Raw genomic sequence first — 24,165 nt, forward strand, 5'->3', positions numbered from 1 at the left:
CAACGCGGCACAGCCTAAAGCGCAGGATGCTGTCGGAGCTTTCTCCACAGCCGGAGAAGGTGTAATTAGTTAGTCAGCATGAAAAAAAATCGCGCTTTTTTGAAGTGGGCAGGGGGAAAATACCCTCTGCTTGATGATATCAAACGACATTTGCCAAAAGGCGAGTGCCTTGTCGAACCTTTTGTGGGTGCCGGATCGGTGTTTCTTAACACCGACTTTTCTCGTTATATCCTCGCCGATATCAACAGCGACCTTATTAGCCTCTATAACATCGTGAAGTTACGTACTGACGAGTATGTACAGGCTTCGCGCGAGCTGTTTATGCCTGAAACTAACCAGGCTGAGGTCTATTACCAACTCCGTGAGGAGTTCAACACCTGCCAGGACCCCTTTCGTCGGGCGGTACTGTTTTTATATCTGAACCGCTACGGTTATAACGGACTCTGTCGCTATAACTTACGCGGGGAATTTAATGTACCGTTTGGTCGTTATAAAAGACCTTACTTCCCGGAAGCGGAGTTGTACCACTTTGCAGAAAAAGCGCAGAATGCGTTCTTTTACTGTGAGTCATACGCAGACAGTATGGCGCGTGCGGACAAGTCGTCGGTGGTCTATTGCGATCCGCCTTATGCGCCGTTGTCCGCCACGGCTAACTTCACAGCGTATCACACCAATAGTTTTAGCCTGACGCAACAAGCGCATCTGGCGGAAATCGCTGAGAATCTGGTCAGTAACCGGATACCGGTGCTCATTTCCAACCATGATACGGCGCTCACACGCGAGTGGTATCAACTCGCAAAATTGCATGTCGTCAAAGTTAGACGCAGTATAAGCAGCAACGGCGGCACACGTAAAAAGGTGGACGAACTGCTGGCTCTGTACCAACCAGGAGTCGCAACGCCTGCAAGAAAATAATTCTCAAGGAGAAGCGGATGAAACAGTATTTGATTGCCCCCTCAATTCTGTCGGCTGATTTTGCTCGCCTGGGTGAAGACACCGCCAAAGCGCTGGCTGCCGGTGCTGATGTTGTACACTTTGACGTCATGGATAATCACTATGTGCCGAACCTGACTATCGGCCCGATGGTGCTGAAATCCCTGCGTCAATACGGTATTACCGCGCCTATTGATGTCCACCTGATGGTCAAGCCAGTCGACCGTATCGTGCCCGACTTTGCCGCCGCTGGCGCGAGCATCATTACTTTTCACCCGGAAGCCTCCGAACATGTTGACCGCACGCTACAGTTGATTAAAGAACACGGCTGTAAAGCGGGGCTGGTATTCAACCCGGCAACGTCGCTCAGTTATCTCGATTACGTCATGGACAAACTGGATGTGATCCTGCTGATGTCCGTGAACCCAGGCTTCGGCGGCCAGTCTTTTATTCCGCAGACGCTGGATAAACTGCGCGAAGTGCGTCGCCGCATTGATGCCTCCGGTTACGACATTCGCCTGGAAGTGGACGGCGGCGTGAAGGTGAACAATATCGGCGAGATCGCCGCAGCAGGTGCGGACATGTTTGTTGCGGGGTCGGCAATTTTCGATAAACCCGACTACAAAAAAGTGATTGATGAAATGCGCAGTGAGCTGGCAAAGGTAAGTCATGGATAAGTTACAGAATATTCGGGGCGTCGCCTTTGATCTTGACGGTACGCTGGTGGATAGCGCGCCGGGTCTTGCCGCGGCGGTGGATATGGCGCTGTATGCGCTGGAACTGCCGGTCGCGGGCGAGGAGCGCGTGATTACCTGGATTGGTAACGGCGCAGACGTATTGATGGAACGCGCGCTGACCTGGGCTCGCGAGGAGCGCGCCACGCTGCGTAAGACGATGGGGAAACCGCCCGTTGATGAAGATATTCCTGCCGAGGAACAGGTACGCATTCTGCGTAAACTGTTCGACAGGTATTATGGCGAAGTGGCGGAAGAGGGCACCTTTTTATTTCCGCATGTCGCCGACACGCTGGGTGCGCTGCACGCCAGCGGATTGTCATTAGGTCTGGTGACCAACAAACCGACGCCGTTCGTCGCGCCGTTGCTGGAATCGCTTGATATCGCCAAATACTTTAGTGTGGTTATCGGCGGCGATGATGTGCAAAATAAGAAGCCGCATCCGGAGCCGCTGTTGCTGGTGGCAAGCCGGCTGGGCATGATGCCGGAGCAGATGCTTTTTGTCGGCGATTCGCGTAATGATATTCAGGCTGCAAAAGCGGCGGGCTGCCCTTCGGTTGGCCTGACATACGGCTACAATTATGGCGAAGCGATCGCTCTTAGCGAGCCGGACGTCATTTATGACAGTTTTAACGATCTTTTGCCCGCACTTGGGCTTCCGCATAGCGATAACCAGGAAATAAAAAATGACTAAGCCCATCGTTTTTAGTGGCGCACAGCCCTCAGGTGAATTGACCATTGGCAACTATATGGGGGCATTGCGTCAGTGGGTAAACATGCAGGATGACTATCATTGCATCTACTGCATCGTAGACCAACATGCTATTACCGTGCGTCAGGACGCGCAGCAGCTACGTAAAGCGACGCTGGATACGCTGGCGCTGTACCTGGCATGTGGTATTGATCCTGAAAAGAGCACTATTTTCGTTCAGTCCCATGTGCCGGAACATGCGCAGCTTGGCTGGGCGCTGAACTGCTATACCTATTTCGGCGAGCTGAGCCGTATGACGCAGTTTAAAGATAAATCTGCGCGCTATGCGGAAAACATTAACGCCGGCCTGTTTGATTACCCGGTGCTGATGGCGGCAGACATCCTGTTGTACCAAACCAATCTGGTGCCGGTAGGCGAAGATCAGAAGCAGCATCTGGAACTGAGCCGCGATATCGCCCAGCGTTTTAACGGGCTGTATGGCGATATTTTCAAAGTACCGGAACCGTTTATTCCAAAATCCGGCGCGCGCGTGATGTCGCTGCTGGAGCCGACGAAGAAAATGTCCAAATCGGACGATAACCGTAATAACGTGATCGGCCTGCTGGAAGATCCGAAATCGGTAGTGAAGAAAATCAAACGTGCGGTCACTGACTCCGACGAGCCGCCGGTAGTGCGGTATGATGTGAAAGAGAAAGCGGGTGTCTCTAACCTGCTGGATATTCTTTCCGCCGTGACCGGTCAGAGCATTCCTGAATTGGAAAAACAGTTTGAAGGTAAAATGTATGGCCATTTGAAAGGCGAAGTGGCGGAGGCGGTTTCCGGAATGTTGTCTGAGTTGCAGGAGCGCTATCATCGTTTCCGCAACGACGAAGCGTTCTTGCAGAAGGTGATGAAAGACGGGGCGGAAAAAGCCAGCGCACGTGCGGCCGAAACGCTGAAAGCCGTTTACGAAGCCATTGGCTTTGTGGCGAAACCGTAAGGGTTATTTCTTGCCCGATGGCGCTAGCTTATCGGGCCTACAAACGAGCGTAAGTTGGACAAGACATTTGCGCCGTACCGTTTATCAGACCTGTAAAAAAACCGGGAAAATCCCGGTTTTTTTGTATCTGCGCAGTCGTTTCTATTATTGATCGGCAGCCGGGCCGCAACCGCCAATAATTTTAGAAATAGAAATTGCAGGGTGCAGCAAATAATCGTAGCTGCAGTTATTTTTTTTGTTTTCGATATGACCAGTACAAGCAGTGAGCGTCGCCAGAACCCCTGCCACAACGGCAATTTTTACAAATTTAAACATTTCAAAATCCTTGTTGATAAAACGAGCACTACTGATGGAATAAATATAAGATCTATTTAGCGTATAGTACGATAGCAATTAATGAATCATCCAGGTAGTCCAAATAAGGACTTTATCTTTACCAGGGGATATGATTTAAAAAGGCCGCTTAATAATAAGCGGCCTTTATTAGTGTTATATAATGTCGTTTATTTAACGAAATGTTTTCTTAACGTTAAGCATAAAGCCTTTATCGCTGATACCGTCTTCCTTCCACTGGTAGGCATCCAGATGTAGCGCGGTATCATTGCTGCTATATTTCACGCCGATGGTTGCCAGACCATTAACGCCGCCGCCTTTTTGACCGTCATCCACGCCGAACGATTGACCCGCCGCACCCTGTAATGACGCTGTACGCTGGCTCTTGCTGTAGCTCAGGTTCGGGCCGCCTTCCAGGGTAGCGGTGGCGCTCCAGCCGTCTTTCCCGGCGTAATCCAGCTTCAGGCCGACAATAGAGTCTACCGCCGTTTCGTTGCCAGAGTTCATGGACAGGTTAAAATCTCCGGCGCTGCGCTCTTTGTAGCCATCTTCCATGGTGTGACGGAATTTCACTCCGGCATACGGCGTGACTTTCAGCGTATCACTCATCATGGTGAAAGTTTTCGCCCCTTCACTGCGAAACTCAAGGTACTGCTGACGCATGTCGGAATCGGCAATTTTGTTGACATCGCCATAGGCGACAGAACGGCTACTGTCGAGGTTATGCACGTCATAGCGCAGGCTGTTGTTCCACGCCAGACCTTCATCAAACGCCATGCTGTGCTTCAGGCCAAAGAACTGGCTGTAGCCGCCGGTCAGGCCGTTATCGCCTGCGGTTTTCGAACCGTCGCCATCCAGACGCGCAATACCGTACTCCAGCGTCAGATTCTGGCTGGCGGTGAGATCCAACGTCTGGCGTAATGCCAGCATGTCGTACTGGGTGTCATTGCCCAGCTCCGCACGCGGGTCGCCTTTCGCTACGACGTTGAACGCCAGGCCATCTTTGATCTGCGGCGCGGCGTCGGCCAGCATGGTAAAGCGGTTGCTGAGTACACGCGCTTCACGGAATACCGTGGTGGCTTGAGCACCGCTCACCTGCTTGAGTGCGCTGTTCAGCTCGGCGGTAGTCCCCACGTTAAGGCTGGTGTACAGCTCGTTGTTGGTGTAACCGGCGTCCAGCGCCTGCGCCACGTCGCTTACCGAGCCGTCGGTCGCCACATCGGCATAGGCGTTTTTAGTCATGGTGACGTCAACGTTGCCGTCGGCATCCTGGCTACCCTGGGCGTTCCAGACGACGGAAGTGGACTGAATCGCGCCTGCGTCGGACAGGTTGCTGCCCTCAACCACGTTGTCAAAGCTGACGGTGGTGTCGGCGGTGCCTGCGGTGAACCCGGTGTTAATTTCCACACCATTCATGCTGGCATTGCTGACCATCAATTTACCGGCGCTGCCATCAGCGCTGGTGCCGACTACGTAGCCCGACAGGTTGTTGGTGGCAGATGAATCTGCACTGTCGCTGGTGGTAACGGTCGTCGTGCCATCGGTAATGGTGGGTTCCGTGGGGGCAGTGAAGTCAACATAATGCACTTCCGTACCGTCGCCGTTTTCGCCGCTGCCTTCAATGGTTTTACCGTCCTGCTTGATAAAGCCGGAACCGGTCACGCTGTCATCAATGTAGACCGTGCCGTTGTTGACGATATGGCCGTTGCTGCCCAACTGGCTGAAGGCGTAGGAGTTGCTGGCGTAAATATTGATGGTGCCATTGTTCTCGATCACTGCATCGGATTTTGCATCTGATTCCAACTGCATCCCGACCATTCCGGTTTGCGTGGTGCCGACTGTACCCACATTGATAGTGCCGTTATTGACCATCTTCGCGCTGCCGTGCGCGGACATCGCCACATTGTTGGTTTTATCAATGTTGATGGTGCCGTCGTTAATGGCTTTACTGCCGCCATTATTTTTCGAGGTAGTAATTTGCCCGTTAATGACACCGGTAGAACCGTTGTACAGCGTGTGTCCATTTCCTCCAGTCGCGATATCGGCATCGCTGTTTACCGTCCCCCAGTTATTGAAGGTGCCGGACCACAGGCCGTTATCCGCCAGCGTCATCACACCATCTTCGAGGTTATTAAGCGTCCCGCTTTTATCGACAGAGCCGTTTTTAATCACGCCGGCGTTATTGACGGTTGCAGCGGCGGTAAAGGTCAGTTTATCAACCTCGCCGCCGGTGTTGTTGTTCAGTACCGCACTGCCCGATGCGCCAGTCCAGGCTGTCACCGTACCGGTATTGTTCATGGTACTAGCCCACTGCTCAACTGTGTTCATGGAGCCGCTGTTGTTAATAACGGAACCTGCTACCGTGGTGCCGGTTTTCCCGGTGACGGTACCAGTATTGTTGAAGACGCCGCCGTCTACGGAAACGGCGACCGTTGTCCCGTCGTTGGTGTAGATACCCCCTGTCTCAATACTTACACTGCTGATACTGCCAGTGGACTCGTTGGTGACATCGCCGTAATTTTTAATGATGACTTTACCGTCGCTGACGGTTCCCGCATTGCTAACGTGTACGGTTTCTGTTGCAACCGGATTGGTGATGATGGTTTCACCGGTCAGCGTTTCACCCTCGGCGGTAATCTCATCACCATCTCTAAAGGAAAGGGATACATTGCTATCGGTTGGGTTGTACTCGTCACTGTTCTGGCAAGCGCTGTCATAGCAAACGGTGCCGTAGTTAACTACGGTGCCACTGCCGTCGGTCAGGAAGGGCTGGCCGTAATCGGCATCAATATTGATGATGCCGCTGGTGTCATTGATGACGGTGCCGCCGCTGAGCGCCGCCATCCCGACCAACTCGTTTGCCTGGCCGGTAACGCCGTCATCGGCGGTCAGGGTTATTACGCCCTGGTTAATGGCGGTACCGCCGTTGAGCGCCATCATGCCGAACCCGGCGTTGTTAACGGTAATGGTGCCGGTGTTGATAGCGGTGGCGTCGCCATAACCGCCATCGGTGGAGCCCGCTACCATTGCGGAACTGGTGACATAAAGTTGCGGCGGCGCCCAGTAAGTTTTATCGGTGATATGGTTTTCATCATCCAGCGTCGGGACTAAACCGTCCAGGTAAATATCCCCGGCATTGGACGCCGTGCCTTTACTGGCGGATACGCCATATACTCCTGCGCCCTGCAAATATATGTGGGCGCCGGCATCGTTACTCACCTCGCCGTACCCCTCCGCCAGCATGGCGTAAAGCGTGTTGTTGCGCCACGCAAGCGGGAATCCGAATGCGCCACCATCCACAACCGGAGTTAATGACGACACTACCGTGATGGTTCCTCCCGTTTCATTGTTGAACGTGGAGCCCTGGCCATTGGCGGCGGTGATTGCATTACGGTTATCCTCACCGGTTGTGGCATAGGCGGTAATATCGCCGCTGTTTCCTCCCTGTGCGCCGCTGTTCGCCAGCAACAAAGAGACCGCGCCATTATCCACGATCGTTCCCTGATTATTGATCGTGGAGCCCTGACCCGTGGCGGTTAAGAGCGCATTTTCCATGTAATAACCAGCAGGCAGAAGTGTGCTGTTGACATTAATCGTTGAGCTTTGGTCTAACGTTAAGTTGCCGCCGTTTTGCACATAGGCCAGCGTCACCGCGCCGCCGGTGACGCTGGTAATATCGAGCGTGGACTGACCGCTTAGCGTTACGCTGCTGTCGCCGTTGATATTTATGCCGACAACGGGCGATTCGATGCCATCAGCATCCTGGGTGTAGTTGATATTAATACCGCCAGTTAAGTCCACGGAATTACCATCACCCGTTACACTAAGGCCAACGGCATTCAGATATTGCCCGTCTACATTACTCATATCGCTGACGTTAATGTTGAGCGTGCCGGTGAGATCCACCTGATTATTGTCGCCGCTGACGGACATCCCCTGCAGGGTATCAGTGCTGCCAGCCATCACGCTGTCGTTGTCATAATCGCCGTTGACTGTGACGTTACCGACAATATCCAGCGTGTTGTTATCCCCCGTAATGTCGATACCCGTAGCGCCACGATAGACGCTATCGCTGTCTTCGACGGCGGTTACATTGATATCGCCATCCAGCGTAACCTGTGACATATCTCCGCTCACCTGTGTACCGGTGCCGTTAAGGCTGACGTCGAGATCCCCTTTGTTTTTGAAGGTATTTTTTTCGCCTGCGACCACAAAACCCACCGAGTCCGCATCACGCACGGTGGCGTTGCCGGTATTTTTTGCTTCATTTCCGGTGCCGTAGGTGATGATGCCCATCGCGCCGTTGGTGACCAGCAGATCACCCGCCTGGGTCAGGCTGCCATTGTCGCCATTGATAACTACAGCGGCAGAGTCCGCGCCATCCACCGCGATATCGCCGGTATTGGTGATATGGGCGTCGTCGCCGTCAATACGCGTACCGACGGCGCCGCCAGAGATAGTTTGATTACCTTCGTTGATAACGAGCGCGTTGTCGCCATCGATATACAGCGCCGTGGCGTCTGCGCCGCTGACGGTGGTGCTCCCGGCGTTATCGATAACCACGTCGTCGCCGGTAATGTGGGCGCCGGTGCCGCCGTCGGTGATGGTCATATCACCGTCGTTGTTGACGCGGGCGTTATTGCCGTTAATGACGGTGCCGGTGGAGCCTGCGCCGCTGATGTCAGAGGTACCGGTATTTTTAATCGTGGCGTTGTCGCCGTCGATGATGATGGCGGTGCCGCCGCCGCTCACGGCAATGTCACCGGCGAAATTGGTGGTGGTGCCGTTGCCGGAAATCAGCGCGCCGGTGGCATTGTCCACCGTTGAGTGGCCCGAAATGGTGTTGGTGGTGCCGTCACCGGAGATAACCATGCCGGTGGCGCCGTCGGTCACACTGGAGTCCCCGGTGAGCGTGTTGACGGTTCTATCGCCGGAAATAATCACGCCGGTGCGATCCTGGCCGCTGATATCCATGCCGCGATCGGAGTTATGCGCCTGGTCATCGCCGCTGATAACGGTGGTTTTATCGTCGGCAATAATCAGATAGCCACGGCTGTCGTACTTCCAGTAGAGACCGTTTTCCTGGGTGCCTTCAATCACGGCGGCATTGGCGTCGGTCACGTCCCAGTCGGTGACGTTCAGCGTTTTGCCGTCCGCGGTGGTGAGCTGCCACTGGTTGTCCAGTTCTGAATAATTCCACACGGCACCCTCGAGAACGCTGCCGTTATCCAGTTTGAAGCTATCGAAGGTCAGGGTGTCTTTGCCTTTATCGATGGTGACGCCGTTGCTGAAGGTAATAACAGAGTCATCCGGGGGCGTGTCGTCGTCATCGCCGCTATCATCGGGCGGGGTTACATCGTCATCGCCGCTATCATCGGGCGGGGTCACATCGTCATCGCCGCTATCGTCGGGCGGGGTTACATCGTCATCGCCGCTATCGTCGGGCGGGGTTACATCGTCATCGCCGCTATCGTCGGGTGGGGTTACATCGTCATCGCCGCTATCGTCAGGCGGGGTCACATCATCATCGCCGCTATCATCAGGCGGGGTTACATCGTCATCGCCGCTATCATCGGGTGGGGTCACATCGTCATCGCCGCTATCGTCGGGCGGGGTTACATCGTCATCGCCGCTATCATCGGGTGGGGTTACATCGTCATCGCCGCTATCGTCGGGTGGGGTCACATCATCATCGCCGCTATCATCGGGTGGGATCACATTGTCATCGCCGCCATCGTCAGGCGGGGTGACGTTGCCGCCATCGTCGGGCGGGGTAACGTCGCCGCCATTATCGGGCGTAGGGGGGGTATAAGAATGATTAGAATCTCCGCCACCGTTATTTTCAACGCCAATAGCCACACCTGCGACCAGTGCAGCAACGCCGCCAGCAACCCAGCCCCAGTGATTATCATTTTCAGGTGTAGCAAGGCAGGTCGGTGAGAGTTTTGCGCGTTTTTCTTTAGGCAGGGAGGAGATATTACTGGGACATTCTTTTTCATCATCGTTATTTTCTGCGGCGATGGCCGGAATGTAATAACTTTGTAGCGTTAAAGCGATAGCGATAGAAATAAGTTTTTTCTTTTGCATAGGGTTCATCCTTAATTAATATTTTCCTTGCGTACTAAACATATGCAGAGAGCGGTACAGGCAATGATGAAATGGCCAGAAGAAAAATTATGCTTTAGTGTTTATTTTATCACCCGATAACCAGGTCAGGTCAAATTGAGTGCTTAACGGTGTTATTTATTGTATGAATGAATAAGGGGTGAATTTGACGAGTAAAAGGGTTTTTAGGCAGAATTATTACTATTTAAATTTTTCTGGTGTATTTAAAGTTGATTTCTTAATTCACTTTTAAGTAAAAATAATTTGAGATTACGAGTAGTTGTAAAATAAAGCCCTGTTATTCAGGGCTTTATTTTAATTAATAATTAGAGAACCAATTTAATTTATCGCGTAAGCCAACGACCCGGCCAACGATAATCAGCGCCGGGCTTTCAACCTGTTGCGCTAATTCACCAAGCTGCGTCAGCACACCGTGGACGACGCGTTGCTTCACAGAGGTACCGTTTTCTACTAGCGCAACCGGCATATCGGCCTGCATACCGAATGCGATCAGTTTTTCCTGGATAGTCGCTGCCTGATTCAGCCCCATGTAGAACACCAGCGTCTGTTTTTCTGCCGCCAGGTTTTCCCAGTCCAGCTCGCCGCCGGTTTTCAGGTGACCGGTGACCAGACGTACGCTCTGTGCGTAATCGCGATGGGTTAGCGGAATACCGGAATAGGCGGAGCAGCCGGAAGCTGCGGTAATCCCCGGCACTACCGAGAAAGGAATACCGGCATGACACAGCGTTTCCAGCTCTTCGCCGCCGCGACCAAAGATAAAGGGATCGCCGCCTTTCAGGCGTACCACGCGTTTACCTTTTTGCGCTTCACGCAGCAGGATCTGGTTGATTTCTTCCTGTGGGACGCAGTGGTAACCCGCGCGTTTCCCCACAAAGACCCGATCGGCATCGCGGCGTACCAGGTTCATAATGTCGTCGGAGACGAGGCGATCGTAAACCACGATATCCGCCTGTTGGATTTGTTGTAACCCTTTCAGCGTCAACAGTCCGGCATCGCCCGGCCCGGCACCGACCAGCACGACTTCGCCACGGTGATCCAGCGGTTCGCTAAACAGGCGTTCGGTTGTCGCGTTAACCGCTTTCTCATCGGCATTCGCCAGCGACTGCGCCAGCCGGTCATTGACGAAAAATTTTTCCCAGAAGCGACGACGCTCGCCCATCGTGGCAAACTGCTTTTTCACCCGGGCGCGGAGTTGCCCGGCATAGCGCGCGACCTGCCCCAGATGCTGCGGCAGCAGCGATTCCAGCTTCTCGCGCAGCAGACGCGCCAGCACCGGGGAAGTGCCGCCCGAGGAGACGGCGACCATCAGCGGCGAGCGGTCAATAATGGAGGGCATGATAAAGCTGGCGGCTTTCGGCGCATCCACCACGTTGCAGAAGATACGGCGTGACTCCGCCGCGTCGCTGACGCGCTGGTTGACGGTATCGTCGTCAGTGGCTGCGATCGCCAGCCAACACGAGTCGAGAAGCGTTTCGTCGAACGGTCCCTCAACCAGAGTCAACATGCCTTCATTTGCCCATACGGTGAACTGTGGAATAAAGGTGAGCGCATTGACCGTTAAACGTGCGCCTGCTTCCAGCAATAACCGTGCTTTACGTTCTGCGACATCGCCACCGCCGACGATCAGACAGTCGCGGTCGCGTAATTGACAAAATATAGGCAAATGGTCCACGACATTACCCCTTAATGGTTAGCTGTAACCTTAATTTGGTTGGTTTTTTGCGGAGCAGGACGCTCCGATTTCGGCGTAGCATACCAATAACCCAATCCCATGAACACGACGCCGGACAAAGTATTACCCAGAGTGACCCATAACAGGTTGTGTCCGATTCCGGACAGGGTATAGGCGTCGCTGTGATGACCAAACCAGGAGAGGGCGAACAGCGTCATATTCGCGACGGAGTGCTCGTAGCCGGAAGCGATAAACGCCAGCAGACACCACCAGATAGCAAGAAATTTTGCCGTGCCTTCGGTGCGGATCGCCATCCAGATTGCCAGACAAACCAGCCAGTTACACAGCGCGCCTTTGAAGAACAGTACCGTGGCGGGCGCGGTGGTTTTCGCCAGCGCGACTGAGTGAACGATGCTGGTATCAACCGGCAACAAACTGCCGCCGCCCCAGCTGTAAAGCAGGGCGACAAAGACGGAACCGACCAGGTTGCCGAGCCAGGTTTGCGGCAGGATAGCCCACATTTGACCGTGGCTGATGGTGCCTGCTTTGACGCCCAGCGTCAGGAACATGGTGTGGCCGGTAAACAGTTCGGAACCGGCGATGATGACCAGCGTTAAGGCGATACCGAAGGTGGCTCCCATCACCAAAGGACGCACGGACGGGTCGAGCAGATTGCCGAGGGTGAAAATAAGAATGATGCCGAGACCGACATAAGCCCCGGCCATTGCCGAACTAACCCAGAAGCCGAGCGGATTATTCGCCGACAGGCGTGCAATGCGCGCAGCGTTAGCCGCACACTTATTAATAGTGTCTGTAAACATTTGATTATCCTTTTCTCACTTCATCCTTTGCACTGCCTCTTTGTTGGCTGCCCTCGCTCACCCCAGTCACATAGTGAACTATGCTCCTGGGGATTAATGAGGGACATCCTTGTCCCTCACCGAAGGCAGCCAGCGGCTGTTCAAATTCGTTCCTGACGAATTTGTTGCTCAGTTGCCGCCGCGATGCAGTACAAATGATTTTGTGATAACAATTAAAATGAAAAAAAATACAAAAAAGGGGAGGCGTTGCGCCTCCCAAAAATAATTAACCGCGCAACTGCACCACGCCGTCTTTTACCCGCGCGTCGTAATGTTTCACAGAGAACTGCTCATCTTCCATGCACAAACCATCGCTCAGGCGGAAGCGCTGCTTTTTCAGCGGGCTGGCGACCCACAGTTCGCCCTGGTGTTCCGCAATCAGTCCACGAGACAGCACACTGGCCTCAAAGAACGGGTCGATGTTGCTGATCGCAAACACCTGATCGCTATGGTAAGGACGGAAAATCGCCACCTGTTCGCCGCCTGACAGCGCGCAGACGCCGGTTCCCGGCAGAATGTCATCGATTTTGCAGATGTTTTGCCACTGGCTCATGCGTTTTCCTCCACCAGAGTGACCGGGATACGTTCATACGGCGTGGCCGGACGATGCTGTTCACGTTCAGGCACAACCTGGACATTTGGGTCGCGCTTGTCGCTGTTGATAAAGTGCTTAAAGCGAACCTGTGCGGATGGGGTGTTAACGGTTTCTGTCCACTCGCAGACCACCGCTGCGCGCAGGCGCGCCATCTCTTCTTCCAGATGTTCGTTCAGGCCCAGCTTATCGTCGATGATGACCGATTTCAGATACTCGATGCCGCCTTCCAGGTTATCTAACCACGGCGCGGTACGGGTCAGCTTATCGGCAGTACGGATGTAGAACATCATAAAGCGGTCGAGGTACTTGATCAGCGTGTCGCGATCGAGATCGGCTGCCAGCAGATCCGCATGACGCGGTTTCATGCCGCCGTTACCGCAGACGTACAGGTTCCAGCCTTTCTCAGTGGCGATGATACCGACATCTTTACCCTGCGCTTCCGCACACTCACGGGTACAGCCGGAGACGCCGAACTTCATTTTGTGCGGGGTGCGAATGCCTTTGTAGCGGTTTTCCAGCTCGACGCCGAAACCGACGCTGTCGCCCACGCCGTAGCGGCACCAGGTGCTGCCGACGCAGGTTTTCGCCATTCGCAGCGCTTTGGCGTACGCATGACCGGTTTCGAAGCCCGCTTCAATCAGCTGACGCCAGATTTCCGGCAGATCGTCTTTTTGCGCGCCAAACAGGCCGATACGCTGAGAACCGGTAATTTTGGTATAGAGGTTAAACTCGCGGGCGATACGACCCACGGCCACCAGACCTTCCGGCGTGATTTCACCGCCCGCCGAGCGCGGGATCACCGAGTAGGTGCCGTCTTTTTGAATATTCGCCAGGAAGTTATCGTTAGTATCCTGCAGCGGCGTGTGCTGCGGTTTGAGGATGTATTCGTTCCAGCACGACGCCAGCAGCGAACCGACGGTCGGCTTACACACTTCGCAGCCGTAGCCTTTACCGTGTTTCGCCAGCAGTTCTTCAAAGGTTTTGATACCTTCCACGCGGATTAAGTGGAACAGTTCCTGACGAGAATAAGCAAAGTGCTCGCACAGGTTGTTGTTGACTTCAATACCCTGTTTCGCCAGTTCGGCGTTCAGTACCTGCGTCACCAGCGGGATGCAGCCGCCGCAGCCGGTTCCGGCTTTGGTTTCCGCTTTCAGCGCCGCCACGGTATGGCAGCCTTTATTGATAGCGGCGATCAGATCGCCTTTAGTCACATCGAAGCAGGAGCAGATCTGCGCGCTGTCCGGCAGTTTATCCACGCCGATAGCGGGTTTACCACTGCCCGCGTGCGACGGCAGGATCAGCGAATCCGGGTTTTCCGGCAGTTCGATGGCATTCAGTACCAGTTGCAGCAAATTGCCGTAATCGCTGGTGTCGCCGACCAGTACTGCGCCGAGCAGCGTTTTGTTATCTTCGCTGACAATAAGACGTTTGTAGACTTCTTTGCTTTCATCGAGGTAAACGTAGCTACGCGCGCCCGGCGTGCGGCCATGCGCGTCGCCGATGCCGCCGACGTCCACGCCCAGCAGCTTCAGTTTGGCGCTGAGATCCGCGCCTTCAAAGGCGTTTGCACTGCCGAGGATATGGTCAACGGCAACCTGGGCCATTTTATAGCCCGGTGCGACCAGACCGTAAACGCGGTTGTTCCAACTGGCGCACTCGCCGATAGCGTAGATATCCGGGTCAGACGTCTGGCAGGTGTCGTTAATCACGATCCCGCCGCGCTGCGCGACGGCCAGACCGCACTGGGTAGCCAGCTTGTCGCGGGGGCGAATACCGGTAGAGAAGACGATAAAATCGACTTCCAGCTCGCTGCCGTCGGCAAAACGCATAGTCTTACGCGCTTCGTTACCCTGCTGAACAATCTCTTGCGTGTTTTTACTGGTGTGTACACGCACGCCCATGCTTTCGATCTTGCGACGTAGCTGCTCGCCGCCCATCTGATCGAGCTGTTCCGCCATCAGCATTGGCGCAAATTCAATGACGTGCGTTTCCACGCCGAGGTTTTTCAGCGCGCCAGCGGCTTCCAGCCCCAGCAGACCGCCGCCGACCACCGCCCCGCGCTTGCTGCGACGGGCGCAGGCTTCGATAGCGTTGAGGTCTTCAATGGTACGGTAAACGAAGCAATCCTGGGTTTCGGAGCCTTTAATCGGCGGAATCCACGGATAGGAACCGGTCGCCATGATCAGCTTGTCATAATAAACGGTACGACCCGCGCTGGAGTGAATCACTTTCTCCTGACGGTTAATGGTAATTGCGCGTTCGCCAACCAGTACCTTCACGCCGTGCTTCTCGTAAAAACCTTCACGCACCAGAGAGAGCTCTTCTGCGGTGTGGTGAGAGAAGTAGGATGACAGGTGGACGCGGTCATAGGCTTTACGGGGTTCTTCACAGAACACGGTAATGTCGAACAGGCTAGCGTCGGATTTATCAAGGAGATCCTCAATAAAGCGGTGGCCGACCATACCATTACCGATAATAGCGAGTCTGACTTTGCTCATTTTTGCCTCGATTTCTTTTCTATTACCGCCTACCTTAACGATTCAGCAACCCCGCTTATTGATGTAAATCAAATTCACCTTTATATACCTCTTAATGGGTATATGGCTGATTTGTCTGGATTTTTATAAGTGGCGGAATTGTCAGGCTTTTCAGGTTTGTACAAATAACATACAAAATGAGGGGTTTTTAGACCAACAGGCCTACCCCGTCAGGAGGGGGGGAGAGTGCCGGAGGGCGATGTCGCCATCCGGCCTACCAACAGCTTACGCTGTAGGCCGGATAAGACGCATCGCGTCGCCATCCGGCAAGGATTATCAATGCGTAGCCGGCGCGCTATGCTGACGATGACGGGATACAAAGCCGAGCGCAAAGCACATCACAAAGACCACCGCATACAGACCATTCGCGGTGAGTAACGCCGCCTGTGGACCGCTGTGCGCCACAATCGGGCCGGTGACGACGAAGGTCAGCATCGTTCCGATAGTGCCGCAGGTCAGAATAAAGTTAACCAGCTTAGGCGAGGCCACTTTCGTTTGCTGCGATCCCAGCGTAATGATGGAGGTATAAATGGCGCTGGAGAAGAAGCCCAGCGTCAGAATAAACCACGGCATATGGGCCTGCGTGCCGGTAATAAACAGATACATCAGTACCGCCGCCATACCCGCCAGTACGGTCAGAATGCGTTGCAGATCGAAAAAGCGCAGGATAAAGCTGAACGCCCACATGCCAAACATATAGGACATCCAGAAATCACTCACCAGCGCCCCGGCGTCATTCAGGCTCATGCCGAGGCCTTTGGCGTATTCCGGCACCCAGGAGATAAAGCCCAATTGACCGAGGATATAGCACAGCGCGGCGACGGCGAGAAACAGTACGCCAATGCCCCATTTTTCTTTGACGACAGGTGCCTGAGAGTGCTGCGCATGTTTACCCAGCGCCGGAAATTCACAGCCGAAGGTCAGGATGAAAATCGCCAGGTAGACCAGGCCGATGCAGGCGTAGACCCAGTACCACTCAATACTACGCGCCAGCAGGAAGGCGGCGACCATAGGAAAAATCATCCCCGCCATGCTGAAGAAGGAGTCGGTAAACAGCAGTCGGGAACCGCGCTGACGCCCTTCATACAGTTGCGTAATCAGGAAGGTGCCAATCGACATGGTGATCCCGCTGACCAGCCCCAGCACAAACATCGCCGCTGAGAACAACGCCAGGCTGTGGCTGAACATCAGCCCGGCCACCGCCAGCACCATCAGGATAAAACCAAAGCGTAGCTGTGTTTTCAGCGGGATGATTTCCATCAACCACGCATTGAGGAAGATCGAGATCAAAATCCCGGCGTTCAGGAAAGTAAAGGTGTTACTCATGCTGGAAACGGGCAGATGAAAATAGTCTGCGATATTTCCCATCACCATCCCGGTGACAATCACCAGCGCCCCGGTCAGGGCGTAGGAAAGAAAGCTGATCCATGTGAGCTTGATGCGGTTGCTGTTAGTCATGTCTGGCCTTGAAGAGAAGTGAAGCGCGTGGAGGGCGCGTTAAGCGGGCAGATTTTAGGCGCTTTTGTGATGCATTTAAATAATTATTAGTGATAGTAATGTTCATTGCATTTTTTAATGTGATGTTTGTCACATCATATTGCAAGAATACGGCGTTGCGTCGTAACGTTACATTTGTTTCATATACGTAAAATTAGGTAAAGGGCTGGCCTGGCCCAGGAAGGCTCTTTAAAATCATTCCACTTGCTTTATTTCTGCTCTCTTTAAGGAAATCTCATGCTCAAATCGACTCTGGCGGCTGTCGCAGCTGTTTTCGCTCTTTCTGCTCTTTCTCCCGCAGCGTTGGCAGCAAAAGGCGATCCTCATGTGCTGTTAACCACCTCCGCCGGGAATATTGAGCTGGAGCTGAACAGCCAGAAAGCGCCGGTTTCTGTGAAAAACTTTGTCGATTACGTCAACAGTGGTTTCTATAACAACACTACGTTTCACCGAGTTATTCCTGGCTTTATGATTCAGGGCGGTGGTTTTAACGAGCAGATGCAGCAGAAGAAACCGAATCCGCCGATTAAGAATGAAGCCGACAACGGTCTGCGTAATACTCGCGGCACGATCGCGATGGCGCGCACCGCAGATAAAGACAGCGCCACCAGCCAGTTCTTTATTAACGTCGCGGATAACGCTTTTCTCGACCACGGCCAGCGCGACTTTGGCTATGCGGTATTTGGTAAAGTGGTAAAAGGTATGGATGTCGCCGATAAAATCTCACAGGTACCGACGCACGATGTCGGGCCTTACCAGAATGTGCCGACAAAACCAGTCGTTATCCTTTCCGCGAAAGTCCTGCCATAAAACATGCCTGCGCGGGCGCGAGCCGCCCGCGTTTTCTCCCTGTCTCAGCGTAACCTGAAATTGCTGCTTATACTTGTGGTCAAGCACAGACATATTCAGGGAGGCCCGGTGAAGAAACTTACCGATAAACAAAAGTCACGCTTTTGGGAACAGCGGCGCAACGTTAACTTCCAGCAAAGCCGCCGTCTCGAAGGTATTGAGATCCCCTTAGTAACTCTGACCGCCGATGAAGCGCTGGCACGTCTTGACGAGCTTCGGAGGCACTATGAGCGATAAATTTGGCGAAGGGCGCGATCCGTACCTCTATCCGGGGCTGAATGTGATGCGTAATCGGCTAGGGATTCATCAGGCCCAGCGACTGGCGCAAGCGGCATATGAAATGACCGCGCTCCGTGCCGCCACGATTGAACTGGGGCCGCTGATACGCGGCTTGCCTCATCTGTGCGCGATTCATCGCCAGCTCTATCAGGATATTTTCGACTGGGCAGGGCAACTGCGGGAGGTCGATATTTACCAGGGCGATACCCGTTTCTGCCACTTTGCCTATATCGAAAAAGAGGGCAACGCTCTGATGCAGGATCTGGAAGAAGAGGGCTATCTGGTCGGTCTGGCGCACGAGAAGTTTGTCGAGCGGCTGGCGCATTACTACTGTGAAATTAACGTGCTTCATCCGTTTCGTTTGGGGAGCGGGCTGGCGCAGCGCATCTTCTTTGAACAGCTGGCGTTACATGCAGGCTATGCGCTGAGTTGGCAAGGTATTGCGGTTGAAACATGGAAGCAGGCGAACCAGAGCGGCGCGATGGGCGATCTCTCCGCTTTGCAGGCGATTTTTCAGAAAGCGATAAGCGAAGCTCGCGAAACTGAGTAAAATAGTGCGGTTCTACTCACCCGGAGCCGCCATGATCCTGCTTATCGATAACTATGATTCCTTTACCTGGAACCTCTACCAGTATTTTTGTGAACTGGGCGCGGAAGTGCAGGTCCGGCGCAATGATGCGCTGACGCTGGCGCACATTGACGCTTTGAACCCGCAAAAAATCGTTATCTCTCCTGGCCCCTGTACGCCGAATGACGCTGGCATTTCACTGGCGGTCATCCGCCATTATGCCGGACGTATTCCGATGCTGGGCGTTTGCCTGGGTCATCAGGCGATGGCGCAGGCCTTTGGCGCGTCGGTGGTGCGGGCAGCGAAAGTGATGCACGGTAAAACGTCACCTGTTACGCATAATGGACAGGGCGTGTTTCGGGGATTGCCCAGCCCGTTAACCGTGACACGTTACCACTCGCTGATTGTCGACCCTGCCACGTTGCCTGAGTGTTTTGAGATCACCGCCTGGAGCGAAACGCAGGAGATTATGGGCATTCGCCACCGCGAGTGGGATCTGGAAGGCGTGCAGTTCCACCCGGAAAGTATTCTCAGCGAACAAGGACACGCTCTGCTGAAAAATTTCCTCCGGCGTTGATTTGTGGTTGCTATTGAGTGATTTTTTATTCATATTTTGTGATTATAATTTCACTGGCATTTCTACTTAACCGGGTGGTAATGATATGGCAACTGAACAAACGGCTATTACGCGCGCAACTTTTGATGAGGTAATTCTGCCTGTTTATGCACCGGCGGACTTTATTCCGGTCAAAGGTAAAGGCAGCCGCGTATGGGATCAGCAGGGCAAAGAGTATATCGATTTCGCCGGCGGGATTGCAGTGACTGCGCTGGGCCATTGCCATCCGGCACTGGTCGAGGCGCTGAAATCCCAGGGGGAAATCTTGTGGCATACCAGTAACGTTTTTACCAATGAACCGGCGTTGCGTCTGGGACGTAAACTGATCGACGCCACGTTTGCCGAGCGCGTGCTGTTTATGAATTCCGGCACCGAAGCGAACGAAACCGCTTTTAAACTGGCGCGTCATTATGCCTGCGTGCGCCATAGCCCGTTCAAAACGAAAATCATTGCCTTCCATAACGCCTTTCATGGCCGTTCCTTGTTTACCGTCTCTGTAGGCGGGCAGCCGAAATATTCCGACGGCTTTGGGCCGAAACCCGCCGATATTATTCACGTTCCCTTCAATGATCTTCATGCGGTGAAAGCGGTAATGGATGACCACACCTGCGCGGTGGTGGTCGAGCCGATTCAGGGTGAAGGCGGCGTGCAGGCGGCTACACCGGAATTCCTCAAAGGGTTACGCGACCTGTGTGACGAGCATCAGGCGTTGCTGGTGTTTGATGAAGTACAGTGCGGGATGGGGCGCACCGGAGACCTGTTTGCCTATATGCACTACGGCGTCACGCCGGATATCCTCACCAGCGCCAAAGCGTTAGGCGGCGGTTTTCCGGTGAGCGCCATGCTGACCACGCAGGAAATAGCCTCGGCCTTCCATGTCGGTTCGCATGGTTCAACCTATGGCGGTAATCCGCTGGCCTGTGCGGTGGCTGGCGCGGCATTCGATATTATTAATACGCCAGAGGTACTACAAGGCATTCACACTAAGCGGCAACAGTTTGTGCAACATTTGCAGGCGATTGACGAGCAATTTGACATTTTCAGCGATATTCGCGGCATGGGGCTGCTGATTGGCGCGGAACTGAAGCCGAAGTACAAAGGTCGGGCGCGCGATTTTCTGTACGCAGGCGCGGAGGCCGGCGTGATGGTGCTCAATGCCGGAGCCGACGTGATGCGTTTTGCCCCGTCGCTGGTGGTGGAAGAGGCGGATATCAATGAAGGAATGCAGCGCTTTGCGCAGGCGGTAGGGAAGGTGGTGGCCTGATGGCGGATTGCCGGATAAGCGTAGCGCATCCGGCAGTCGGTCTTAACTTTTTGTATCCCGTAGCCGCTTACTCAGCCAGATACCGTGATGCGGACGCTGACGCCAGGCCATCGACGAAATGGTGTGCATGGTGTTCAGATGGCCAATGATGCGCTGTAAATGTTGTTCCAGAGTGCTCAATAAGCCATGTGACGGCATGTCCGGCGACTCCAGAATATTGACATCGCCGGAGCCGCCTGGCCTGTCATACTCCAGGCGCTGCTGGCAGCGCTGAATCGCAATCTCGCAAGATTCCAGATAGCGCTGCGCCAGATCCGGCGTCAGCATGGTGTGTTCCCGCGCCAGCGTCGTCATAGCGTTGATATGCTCGACAATAAACTGGCTGTGCGTGACCCACAGTTTCATATCCGACAGATAGTGGGTATTGAATCCGGGTTCCTGCATTGCCTGATTTAACGAGTTGAATAACGTGTTATGCGCCTGGTTGACCCGCATTCTTTGATAAGCGAGCGGGGTGGCCTGCGGATCGTTACTGAGGATCAGTCGGATAGCTTCTTGATCGGCTTCCAGCGCATCATGGGCGTTTTTACGTAATAGCCCGCTTTGCCATTGCGGCCACAGCCAGACCATGCCGCCAAAGGCAATTAAACAGCCAATCAGCGTATCGATCAGCCTCGGCACAATAAACTGCTCTCCGTTTAACGTCAGTAACTGGATGGTGTATACCGCCGTCACCGTAAAGCCGACCGTCGCCCAGCCGTAGTTTTTACGAATAATCAGATAACTTGCCAGCGTTAGTACCAGCATGACCGCCAGCGTAATGCTTTCGGGAATATGTAAGTGCAGCGTGACGCCGGCAATCACCAGGCCGACCAGCGTTCCGACCGAACGGTGCAGAATACGTACGCGCGTCGCGCCATAGCCGTTTTGGGTGACAAACAGCACCGTCATGAGGATCCAGTACGGTTTAGGCAGGTGCAACGCGCTGCCCATCAGACTGGCGATGCTCATCATCACGCTGATGCGTCCGGCGTTGCGTAGCGCCGGCGATTTTAGAGACATATAATTTTTCAGCGCCGGAAGTAGCGGCAGACGACGCTGTTTATCGGCCATCAGGTCGCGGGCGTACAGCGGCCGCTGAGTACGCAGCACACGGGCGATTCGACTGAAGTGCCAATAGCAGAACTGGCCTACCGGATTTTCAGGATGCTGATTAGCGATCTTCTCCAGAGCGCCAATCTGTTTTTCCATGGAGAAGCGCGTCGGCAGACGATGATAAAGAATGTCATCCGCCAGCACGCGCAGACGGGCGGCGACCGTTTGCGCATTCCAGCGAATCACCTCTTCCGCATGGCTGCGTTCTACCAGTTTCTGTACCTCTTCCGGCTGATGCAAGCTGACGGAGATGTGCTCCTGCAAATCCATCGCTTCCTGAAAAGCCCGTAACAGGCGCTTGTAATCATTATTGTTGTGCGCCGAAAGCATATGCATCTGCTGGTAACACTGGGTAATGAGATCGACCGCTTTTTGCTGGCGTATCAGCAGGGGAGGCAGCGCTTTTTCCGGATCGATATGTTGGGTGAGCAGGCTGTATTTCGCTTCGCAATAATCGGCCAGTTCACGGTATAACAAACTCAATGACTCGCGCAGCGGCTGTTCGCGCCATAGCCAGAACCAAAACCAGTTAAACACGCCGTACCATAGCGTGCCCAGCGCATAAATGAGCAGTGGCTCCCAGACGGGCATGTATCCCGCAAGACTCAGGGTAAAGATGGCGGCAATCAGCGACGCTGGCAGTAGCCGCGCGTGAAGCGGGCTAATTTCCGCCGTCACGCCAAGCACCAGCGTGAGCCCGGTCAGGATCAACGGCAGGGGGATGGATTCCGCCAGCAGAAGTTGCGTTACCAGACTGCATCCGGCGAACAGCGACGCGCCGATGATCAGGCGTTTAAAAAAGCGTTTGTGCGGGGTATCCAGACCTGCAATGTTGCAGCAGGCGGGAACGAGAGAGAAAAGCAAGCCCAGGTGTAGCTGGCCTATCAATAAACCAACAGCCACGGGCAGGCACAGCACCAGCGTTTGCCGTAGTGCGTAATTAATCTCTGGGTGATAAATCAGTCTTCGCCACATCGATGCAAACAAAAATGGCGCATGATAAAACGCGCCATTCTGACGGAATTAACGGGTGCCGTAGACGACGATGGTTTTGCCATGCGCGGAGATCAGGTTTTGATCTTCCAGCATTTTCAAAATACGACCAACGGTTTCGCGGGAGCAGCCGACGATCTGGCCGATTTCCTGACGGGTGATTTTGATCTGCATCCCATCCGGGTGCGTCATGGCATCGGGCTGTTTCGCCAGATTCAGCAGCGTCTGAGCGATACGCCCGGTGACGTCAAGGAAGGCGAGGTTACCTACTTTTTCAGAGGTGACTTGTAAGCGACGAGCCATCTGGGAAGAGAGGCGCATCAGAATATCCGGGTTGACCTGGATTAATTGGCGAAATTTTTTGTAGGAAATTTCAGCGACCTCACATGCGGTTTTCGCACGTACCCAGGCGCTGCGTTCCTGGCCTTCTTCAAACAGGCCCAGTTCACCAATAAAATCACCCTGATTCAGATAAGAAAGGATCATTTCTTTCCCTTCTTCATCTTTGATCAGCACTGCCACGGAGCCTTTAACGATGTAGTACAGCGTTTCTGCTTTTTCACCCTGGTGAATCAGCGTGCTCTTTGACGGGTACTTATGAATGTGGCAATGAGACAAGAACCATTCAAGAGTCGGGTCTGTTTGCGGTTTGCCAAGCACCATGCGCGGTTATCCTCTGTTATAAGCTGTCTCCAGAGCCAGAAAACGGCACTGTCTCTGGGGTTGCAAAAATATACTTCCCGCTACCTGGGAAGGGGGCTACGAAAATAGATTGTAGCCTGTAATGTGATGTCCTCTGCATACATGCAGTACGTCAATGTATTACTGTAGCATCTTGTCTGTTTTAGCATAGCTTTCGCCGTGTGTCTCCTGGTGTCTCGCTTCAGCATGACCCAGGTCGCCTTCCATTGCGAGTTTTGTTGTATGCGCGTAATCTTTCAGGAAAATTGAAACATTGGAGTTACGAAATATGCAAGCGCGTGTAAAGTGGGTTGAAGGGCTCACGTTCCTCGGAGAGTCCTCCTCCGGCCACCAGATTTTAATGGATGGCAACTCCGGTGACAAAGCGCCGAGTCCGATGGAGATGGTATTAATGGCGGCTGGCGGATGTAGCGCTATTGATGTGGTATCAATCCTGCAAAAGGGCCGTCAGAATGTCACCAACTGCGAAGTGAAGCTGACATCCGAGCGCCGGGAAGACGCGCCGCGCCTGTTTACGCACATTAATCTGCATTTTATCGTTACCGGCAGCGATCTGAAAGAGGCTGCCGTCGCGCGCGCTGTCGATCTCTCCGCGGAAAAATATTGCTCGGTGGCGCTAATGCTGGAAAAAGCGGTCAATATTACCCATTCGTATGAAGTGATTGCGGCGTAACATGTGATGCCGGATGGCGGCGTGGCTTTATCCGGCCTACCCGTTTTTATCTCGTAGGCCCGATAAGCGTAGCGCCATCGGGCATTTC

At 53.8% G+C, this 24,165-nt stretch carries 19 protein-coding genes; 10 read left to right on the forward strand and 9 right to left on the reverse strand.

Annotated elements, in window-relative coordinates; translation table 11 throughout:
- Positions 1-78: 78 nt before the first annotated feature.
- From dam to trpS, 4 genes are read left to right on the forward strand one after another with little or no spacing between them, the layout of a single operon-like run.
- Complete coding sequence (gene dam / locus NA330_RS17175) at positions 79-915, forward strand: adenine-specific DNA-methyltransferase (RefSeq protein ID WP_000742132.1); 837 nt, start codon at positions 79-81, stop codon at positions 913-915.
- Positions 916-932: 17 nt separating this feature from the next.
- Positions 933-1,610 carry a ribulose-phosphate 3-epimerase gene (rpe, locus tag NA330_RS17180; protein WP_000816286.1) on the forward strand — a complete coding sequence of 226 codons (678 nt, stop codon included), beginning with the start codon at positions 933-935 and terminating at the stop codon, positions 1,608-1,610.
- Positions 1,603-2,361: a phosphoglycolate phosphatase gene (gene gph, locus NA330_RS17185; RefSeq protein ID WP_000359652.1), complete on the forward strand. Its 759-nt coding sequence runs from the start codon at positions 1,603-1,605 to the stop codon at positions 2,359-2,361. The genes rpe and gph overlap by 8 nt, the downstream gene beginning before the upstream one ends.
- Complete coding sequence (trpS, locus tag NA330_RS17190; RefSeq protein WP_000165562.1) at positions 2,354-3,358, forward strand: tryptophan--tRNA ligase; 1,005 nt, start codon at positions 2,354-2,356, stop codon at positions 3,356-3,358. The genes gph and trpS overlap by 8 nt, the downstream gene beginning before the upstream one ends.
- A gap of 144 nt (positions 3,359-3,502) precedes the next feature.
- Here the strand turns inward: trpS and NA330_RS17195 are convergent, their stop codons facing one another.
- The 7 genes from NA330_RS17195 to tsgA form a co-directional block, all read right to left on the reverse strand.
- Positions 3,503-3,673, reverse strand: coding sequence for a YhfL family protein (locus tag NA330_RS17195; RefSeq protein ID WP_000472323.1), 171 nt, complete (start codon positions 3,671-3,673; stop codon positions 3,503-3,505).
- Between the two features lie 192 nt (positions 3,674-3,865).
- Positions 3,866-9,778, reverse strand: coding sequence for an autotransporter domain-containing protein (locus NA330_RS17200; protein WP_075995139.1), 5,913 nt, complete (start codon positions 9,776-9,778; stop codon positions 3,866-3,868).
- 337 nt (positions 9,779-10,115) lie between these two features.
- Positions 10,116-11,489, reverse strand: coding sequence for a siroheme synthase CysG (cysG, locus tag NA330_RS17205; protein ID WP_000349897.1), 1,374 nt, complete (start codon positions 11,487-11,489; stop codon positions 10,116-10,118).
- An 11-nt stretch (positions 11,490-11,500) separates the two neighbouring features.
- Entirely contained in the window at positions 11,501-12,310 is an 810-nt protein-coding gene (gene nirC, locus NA330_RS17210; protein WP_000493572.1) for a nitrite transporter NirC, read from the reverse strand.
- A 265-nt stretch (positions 12,311-12,575) separates the two neighbouring features.
- A complete protein-coding gene (nirD, locus tag NA330_RS17215) occupies positions 12,576-12,902 on the reverse strand; it encodes a nitrite reductase small subunit NirD (protein WP_000084814.1) in 327 nt (108 codons plus the stop codon).
- Positions 12,899-15,442: an NADPH-nitrite reductase large subunit gene (gene nirB / locus NA330_RS17220; RefSeq protein WP_023181214.1), complete on the reverse strand. Its 2,544-nt coding sequence runs from the start codon at positions 15,440-15,442 to the stop codon at positions 12,899-12,901. Before nirB ends, nirD begins: the two co-directional genes overlap by 4 nt.
- Before the next feature lie 315 nt (positions 15,443-15,757).
- The gene (gene tsgA, locus NA330_RS17225; protein WP_000185212.1) at positions 15,758-16,939 is read right to left on the reverse strand and encodes an MFS transporter TsgA; all 1,182 of its coding nucleotides are present in this window, start codon (positions 16,937-16,939) and stop codon (positions 15,758-15,760) included.
- 276 nt (positions 16,940-17,215) lie between these two features.
- Here tsgA and ppiA point away from each other — a divergent pair, with 276 nt between their 5' ends.
- The 5 genes from ppiA to argD all read left to right on the forward strand — a co-directional run bounded on the left by ppiA (position 17,216) and on the right by argD (position 20,554).
- Entirely contained in the window at positions 17,216-17,788 is a 573-nt protein-coding gene (ppiA, locus tag NA330_RS17230; protein ID WP_000920478.1) for a peptidylprolyl isomerase A, read from the forward strand.
- A 108-nt stretch (positions 17,789-17,896) separates the two neighbouring features.
- On the forward strand, positions 17,897-18,064 hold the full coding sequence (locus NA330_RS17235; RefSeq protein ID WP_001519136.1) for a YhfG family protein: 168 nt from the start codon (positions 17,897-17,899) through the stop codon (positions 18,062-18,064).
- Positions 18,054-18,656 carry a putative adenosine monophosphate-protein transferase Fic gene (locus tag NA330_RS17240; protein WP_001280665.1) on the forward strand — a complete coding sequence of 201 codons (603 nt, stop codon included), beginning with the start codon at positions 18,054-18,056 and terminating at the stop codon, positions 18,654-18,656. The genes NA330_RS17235 and NA330_RS17240 overlap by 11 nt, the downstream gene beginning before the upstream one ends.
- 31 nt (positions 18,657-18,687) lie before the next feature.
- On the forward strand, positions 18,688-19,251 hold the full coding sequence (gene pabA / locus NA330_RS17245; RefSeq protein ID WP_000601880.1) for an aminodeoxychorismate synthase component 2: 564 nt from the start codon (positions 18,688-18,690) through the stop codon (positions 19,249-19,251).
- A gap of 85 nt (positions 19,252-19,336) precedes the next feature.
- Entirely contained in the window at positions 19,337-20,554 is a 1,218-nt protein-coding gene (gene argD, locus NA330_RS17250) for a bifunctional acetylornithine/succinyldiaminopimelate transaminase (protein ID WP_023181213.1), read from the forward strand.
- A gap of 42 nt (positions 20,555-20,596) precedes the next feature.
- Here the strand turns inward: argD and NA330_RS17255 are convergent, their stop codons facing one another.
- Positions 20,597-22,684, reverse strand: a complete 2,088-nt coding sequence (locus NA330_RS17255; RefSeq protein WP_000269312.1) for a YccS/YhfK family putative transporter — start codon at positions 22,682-22,684, stop codon at positions 20,597-20,599.
- Between the two features lie 48 nt (positions 22,685-22,732).
- Positions 22,733-23,365: a cAMP-activated global transcriptional regulator CRP gene (crp, locus tag NA330_RS17260; RefSeq protein WP_000242758.1), complete on the reverse strand. Its 633-nt coding sequence runs from the start codon at positions 23,363-23,365 to the stop codon at positions 22,733-22,735.
- A gap of 307 nt (positions 23,366-23,672) precedes the next feature.
- On the opposite strand from crp, the gene NA330_RS17265 reads away from it, so the two are divergent.
- Complete coding sequence (locus tag NA330_RS17265) at positions 23,673-24,077, forward strand: OsmC family protein (RefSeq protein ID WP_001148919.1); 405 nt, start codon at positions 23,673-23,675, stop codon at positions 24,075-24,077.
- Positions 24,078-24,165: the final 88 nt, after the last annotated feature.

This window comes from Salmonella sp. NW722 (assembly GCF_051702785.1).
Taxonomy (GTDB): domain Bacteria; phylum Pseudomonadota; class Gammaproteobacteria; order Enterobacterales; family Enterobacteriaceae; genus Salmonella; species Salmonella enterica.

Excerpts from the sequence above, each read along its gene's own strand:
- dam (WP_000742132.1), top strand. The coding sequence starts at position 79 with ATGAAAAAAAATCGCGCTTTTTTGAAGTGGGCAGGGGGAAAATACCCT.
- rpe (WP_000816286.1), top strand. The coding sequence starts at position 933 with ATGAAACAGTATTTGATTGCCCCCTCAATTCTGTCGGCTGATTTTGCT.
- gph (WP_000359652.1), top strand. The coding sequence starts at position 1,603 with ATGGATAAGTTACAGAATATTCGGGGCGTCGCCTTTGATCTTGACGGT.
- trpS (WP_000165562.1), top strand. The coding sequence starts at position 2,354 with ATGACTAAGCCCATCGTTTTTAGTGGCGCACAGCCCTCAGGTGAATTG.
- NA330_RS17195 (WP_000472323.1), bottom strand. The coding sequence starts at position 3,673 with ATGTTTAAATTTGTAAAAATTGCCGTTGTGGCAGGGGTTCTGGCGACG.
- NA330_RS17200 (WP_075995139.1), bottom strand. The coding sequence starts at position 9,778 with ATGCAAAAGAAAAAACTTATTTCTATCGCTATCGCTTTAACGCTACAA.
- nirC (WP_000493572.1), bottom strand. The coding sequence starts at position 12,310 with ATGTTTACAGACACTATTAATAAGTGTGCGGCTAACGCTGCGCGCATT.
- nirD (WP_000084814.1), bottom strand. The coding sequence starts at position 12,902 with ATGAGCCAGTGGCAAAACATCTGCAAAATCGATGACATTCTGCCGGGA.
- nirB (WP_023181214.1), bottom strand. The coding sequence starts at position 15,442 with ATGAGCAAAGTCAGACTCGCTATTATCGGTAATGGTATGGTCGGCCAC.
- tsgA (WP_000185212.1), bottom strand. The coding sequence starts at position 16,939 with ATGACTAACAGCAACCGCATCAAGCTCACATGGATCAGCTTTCTTTCC.
- ppiA (WP_000920478.1), top strand. The coding sequence starts at position 17,216 with ATGCTCAAATCGACTCTGGCGGCTGTCGCAGCTGTTTTCGCTCTTTCT.
- NA330_RS17240 (WP_001280665.1), top strand. The coding sequence starts at position 18,054 with ATGAGCGATAAATTTGGCGAAGGGCGCGATCCGTACCTCTATCCGGGG.
- pabA (WP_000601880.1), top strand. The coding sequence starts at position 18,688 with ATGATCCTGCTTATCGATAACTATGATTCCTTTACCTGGAACCTCTAC.
- argD (WP_023181213.1), top strand. The coding sequence starts at position 19,337 with ATGGCAACTGAACAAACGGCTATTACGCGCGCAACTTTTGATGAGGTA.
- NA330_RS17255 (WP_000269312.1), bottom strand. The coding sequence starts at position 22,684 with ATGTGGCGAAGACTGATTTATCACCCAGAGATTAATTACGCACTACGG.
- crp (WP_000242758.1), bottom strand. The coding sequence starts at position 23,365 with ATGGTGCTTGGCAAACCGCAAACAGACCCGACTCTTGAATGGTTCTTG.
- NA330_RS17265 (WP_001148919.1), top strand. The coding sequence starts at position 23,673 with ATGCAAGCGCGTGTAAAGTGGGTTGAAGGGCTCACGTTCCTCGGAGAG.